The sequence below is a fragment of the Streptomyces sp. TRM64462 genome, from assembly GCF_013362995.1.
Lineage (GTDB): Bacteria > Actinomycetota > Actinomycetes > Streptomycetales > Streptomycetaceae > Streptomyces.
On record NZ_JABWDV010000142.1, the window covers coordinates 1 to 293 of the forward strand.

At 81.2% G+C, this 293-nt stretch carries 1 pseudogene; it reads left to right on the forward strand.

The features are described from left to right. Positions 1-293, forward strand: a pseudogene (locus tag HTZ82_RS06530) (SWF or SNF family helicase); the annotation flags it as partial.

The following is a 293-nucleotide window of genomic DNA, read 5'->3' on the forward strand; positions in this document are numbered from 1 at the left end:
GGCGGACGCGGGGCCGGGAGTGGATCCGGCGCCGCTGGAGCTGCTGGCGGCGGACGCGGCGGCCCGCGCGCACCGGCTGCTGGCGGAGGCACTCGCGCCGGGGCACGACGGCCTGGAGCCCGAGCCTGGTCTGACGGAGGGTCAGGACGCGGTACGGCTCGCTGCCGGCGCGGCGGCCGACGACGTACCCCATGTCGTGGCGCGGCTCGCGGCCGGGTCGGGGCGTGACCGCGAGCAGCTGGCCCTCGCCGTACGGGCCTGGCGGCTGGGCGGGGCGGCCGGCCTCACGGCGC